4 protein-coding genes and 1 pseudogene are annotated in these 4,124 nt (G+C 38.1%); all 5 read left to right on the plus strand.

Annotation, left to right across the window (positions count from 1 at the left end):
• Positions 1-191 precede the first annotated feature (191 nt).
• Entirely contained in the window at positions 192-1,691 is a 1,500-nt protein-coding gene (locus IM456_RS14355; protein ID WP_287693143.1) for an ABC transporter substrate-binding protein, read from the plus strand.
• Between the two features lie 381 nt (positions 1,692-2,072).
• Positions 2,073-2,408, plus strand: a complete 336-nt coding sequence (locus IM456_RS14360; RefSeq protein WP_149988579.1) for a DUF433 domain-containing protein — start codon at positions 2,073-2,075, stop codon at positions 2,406-2,408.
• 11 nt (positions 2,409-2,419) lie between these two features.
• Positions 2,420-2,731: a DUF5615 family PIN-like protein gene (locus IM456_RS14365; protein WP_253881524.1), complete on the plus strand. Its 312-nt coding sequence runs from the start codon at positions 2,420-2,422 to the stop codon at positions 2,729-2,731.
• Positions 2,732-2,892: 161 nt separating this feature from the next.
• Positions 2,893-3,147, plus strand: a complete 255-nt coding sequence (locus tag IM456_RS14370) for a hypothetical protein (RefSeq protein ID WP_253881526.1) — start codon at positions 2,893-2,895, stop codon at positions 3,145-3,147.
• A 361-nt stretch (positions 3,148-3,508) separates the two neighbouring features.
• A pseudogene (locus IM456_RS14375) lies at positions 3,509-4,124 on the plus strand (ISL3 family transposase); the annotation flags it as partial.

Below are 4,124 nucleotides of genomic sequence, written 5' to 3' on the forward strand. Positions count from 1 at the left end.
CCCTTATATAGAAAGACATTGCTTCGATTTTTGCCAATTGTTTTCAATCTAGAACGAGCTAATCAATTAAGTCTCTTGCCAGATAAAGATTTAGCCGATTTCTGCCCCCTGATCGAACCATACCAAGTAACGAAGAACCAATTATCATAAATACAATAAATTTATCTTATCGCTGGACTAAAAAGAGAATAATGCTATTTTGTCGCTGGTTGATAGAACTCAATAAATGGTTTAATTTCGCCATTTTGTTTATTTTAGCATTAATAATTTCTCTGGTTATTTTTTATGTAAGAGAGATAACCGATCCATTATCGGCGTGTAAGAACACCCCTCATTTTATAAGTTGTGGAGAAAAACTTGATTTTCCCCATTATCCATCATCGGGACAACTACTCCGAGGGGAAGAAAAGGGAAGAGAAGAATTCGCTAAGGGTAATTATAAAGAGGCTATTAGTTATCTAGAAAAAGCCTGGGAAAAAGAGAAAGATCCAGTTACTTTAATTGCTCTAAATAATGCCCGTGTCATGTATCAACTAAAAAGCGGCACTATCAGTCCAAAGAATGTATTTACTATTGCTGTATCTACTGGCTTTGGCGATAAAATACCACCAGATTTTGGTGGAAGTATTCTTACTGGAGTAGGTTGGCAACAAGCTGAATTTAATAAAAACAATGGTATTTTTAAATTAATAGTTGTCATGGCCAACGATTCTAACAATGACGATGAAGCCTTAAAGGTAGCTAAAGAATTAGTAGGTAGGGAAAAAATTATGGGGGTTATTGGACCGTATTCGAGTCACGCAACTTATTATGTATTAGATGATTATCTAGAAAAATTAGTGCTAATTTCACCTACAAGTACGGCTACGATAGAGGCTTTCAAGGCTCAAGATAAAAATAAGAGTCAGGACTTGTCTTGGTTTTTTCGACCTATATCTACGACAGAAATCGCAGCTCAAGACTTAGTTAAATACCTAGAAAAAAAAGGATATCAACAAGTGATAATCTTCCATGATAATGATTTGGTAGCACAATCCTTTTATGAAAATTTTACTAAGCAATTAAAGCAGTCAAGTATAAATATAAAGCCTGAGGTAAATATAACGAAATCACCAATAGACCTAGATGTAGACAGTTTCAAGCAAAAATTTAATCAGCTTAAAGACAAAACAGCCTTAGTTATTATAAGTGATGCTTTTATCGATACGGAGAGCAAGGAGAAAAAAATTCAAATTATTAAGGAAAATCGGGGGACGTTTTTGATAGCTGGGAACAACCCACTGTTTAATGACGAAGTTTTAGAACTTGTCGATACCATTGGCAGGGAATCTCTAGAAAAGATGGTAATAGCTATACCTTGGTATCCCTCTGATGAAGAGAGTAAAAAACTGGCTGATTTTGTTGACCAGAAACCACTACCTTGGTCAACTAAGCCGAAGCTCAATTGGCAAATGGCCATGGCTTATGATGCCACAAAAATGTTAGTTGAAGCTATCGTACAACAGCTTGAACAGGGACAAATGCCTAGCAGAGAGGGGACACGAAACACCTTAGCTAAGGATGATTTTAATACTGAAGGATTAACGGGGAAAATTACCTTAAAAGGAAGTGACCGGGAAGACCAATCTAGCTCATTAATTAGCCCCGACTGCTCAACGACTCCTTGTGACTGGCGCAAAATAAATCCTTGACCAGCATGGTGTGTTGTTTCCAGCACACAGCTTGTTCTGTGTAGATACTGGCTAACCCTTAATACTGATTGAAAGCGATTGCCGTCTTTTTTTCCTAAGTCCGGCTTCCTTTCTTTACCTCAAAGTGGATTTCTAGAGCTTTAAAGGTGAAACTAATTGAACCTTCGGGAACAGCTTTGTAGAACCAGACAATCATGGCCGCTAGAGGGAAGATAATGGCGAAGTCAACACTAGCGGCGAATTTACACTTTCTTGCACTTCATCCCTGAAAGTAGAAATACCTTTTCAGTTATCAGTGAACAGTTATCAAAGAGCCGGGCTGATAACTGATAACTGGTAGCGATGCTACAATTAAAAGAAAAAGTTTGCTCCAAGAAAACCATGCAACTAGAAGAATACTTTGAAGTTTTTGCTCCAGATGACATCCGCATTAAAGGACATCGCATTGGGATTGAGGATGTCATCAACTACCATTTAAAAGGTTATACTTCTCAGCAGATTCTCCAAGAGCTACCCAGCTTAAACCTAGAGAAAATTTACGCTACTCTCGCCTATTACTATCACAATAAGACCTTGATAGATGCTTATCTTCAGCACCTCCATGACTGGCAAGAAGAACAATACCAACAGTGGTTAAATACCGAGCCATCCCCCCTGATTCAACGCCTAAGACAACTAAAACTAAAACGGAAACAGCAAGAACTAAACCTCGCATGAGAATCCGGTTTTTGTTAGATGAAAACTTATCCCCAGACCTCAAAATATCTCTGTTACGATCGAATCCTAATCTCGATATTTTGCGAGTAGGTGAACCCGATGCACCACCCCTAGGAACTTTAGACCCACAAATCCTAGATTATGTTGCGTCATTTCAACGGTTATTAGTTACCAATAATCGTCGCAGTATGCCTGGACACCTCAAAAACCATTGGGATAAGGGGGGACATATTTGGGGTTTACTGTGGTTGCGCCCCAGTGCTAATTTAGAAATCTGGGCAGAAGAATTATATCTGATACTAAATCCGGTTATTAAAAACTGATTATTTATTACCCTTTGCCTTTTGCCCCTTGCCTTTTGCCTCTCCTCATAACTAGCCTGTACTCAACGGATTTAGTATGATTTGGGAAGCATCCGAAGCAGAAGAATGGATTGACCGAGTTGATTGGATTCCCTTTTAAATCTGGTTCTTCGGTTTTTGTTATGCAATGGACGGGGGTTATAAGGGATGGAACCCTTATAGAGAAAGACGTTTGGCGATTTTTGTCAATTGTTTTTGATCTAGAGCGAACTAATCAATTAAATCTCTCGCCAGATAAGGATTTAGTCGATTTATTCCCCCTGCTCGAATCATACCAAGTAACGAAGAGCCGCATCTCTTATAGGACTTACGCACTGTACAAATTCACCATGGTGTGCATGAATGAAAATCGGTCGTTTCAGACTTTTGGCGATTAACTTCCCAACGATAGCGATCGCTCAAAAGTCATCAAAAAATCACGTTAAAATGCCTGAAACCCATACCTCATATTTGGTCAATCCTGTCGATGCGTAAGTCCTATCTTATAGGATAGCATGACTCGCGCCAATGTAAAAACAGGGTGAGAAAAGCTATTGACAATTGGCCAATTTTGTGATCCGCATGGGCATTTCAGGTGATACAAGTCAATCAAAATAGTTACGAAATCTTAACATTTGGTCGATTTTTGCTTAACAATTGAGATGGCAAATTCTCCTCAAATATGCCTGAATCGCCGACTAGGTAAGCAACTCACACAAAGTTGATTTTGTCAAGAATTGTTAAGATGCGCTTACCCTGCAATTAAAAGAAGGAGACATTTTAAATGTTAGCCGAAGAAATGACGTAACGGAAGAAGAGATTCAAAGAATGCTAGAGGACATCGCCGAAAAAATTACAGAGCCAGACTTATCGAAATTAAAAAGACTAGGAATCGATGAAATCGCTCTAGTCAAAGGACAAAAAAATTACTGTGCAGTTTTAGTAAATTTAGATACGGGAAAACTAATAGCTATTCCAGAGAAGCGAACACAAGAGGAATTAAGGAAAACGCTTACAGGCTGGGGAAAAGAGGTGTTAGAGCAAGTTGAAGAAGTGAGCATATATCTTTGGTTGTCCTATAAAAATCTGGTGAAAGAATTGATGTCATCGGCCGAGTTAGTCGCCGATAGATTCCATATAATGAAACAAATTAATCAAGAGTTAGACGAACAGAGAAGAGCAGAAAAAAGAGCTGGGTCAGCGCAGAAAAATAAAAAATAGAAAGCGGAAAAAGAAGCAAAGCTAGAAGTTTTAAAGCGAAGTAAATATAGCCTGTTAAAAAATGAAGAAGATTTAACGGAACCCCAAAAAATCAAACTAGAAGCTATCAAAGAAAATTTTCCAAATTTGAAAAAGATGCAGGAATTAAAGGAAG

Origin of the sequence: Microcystis sp. M079S1, from assembly GCF_020246425.1 — a bacterium.
Lineage (GTDB): Bacteria > Cyanobacteriota > Cyanobacteriia > Cyanobacteriales > Microcystaceae > Microcystis > Microcystis aeruginosa.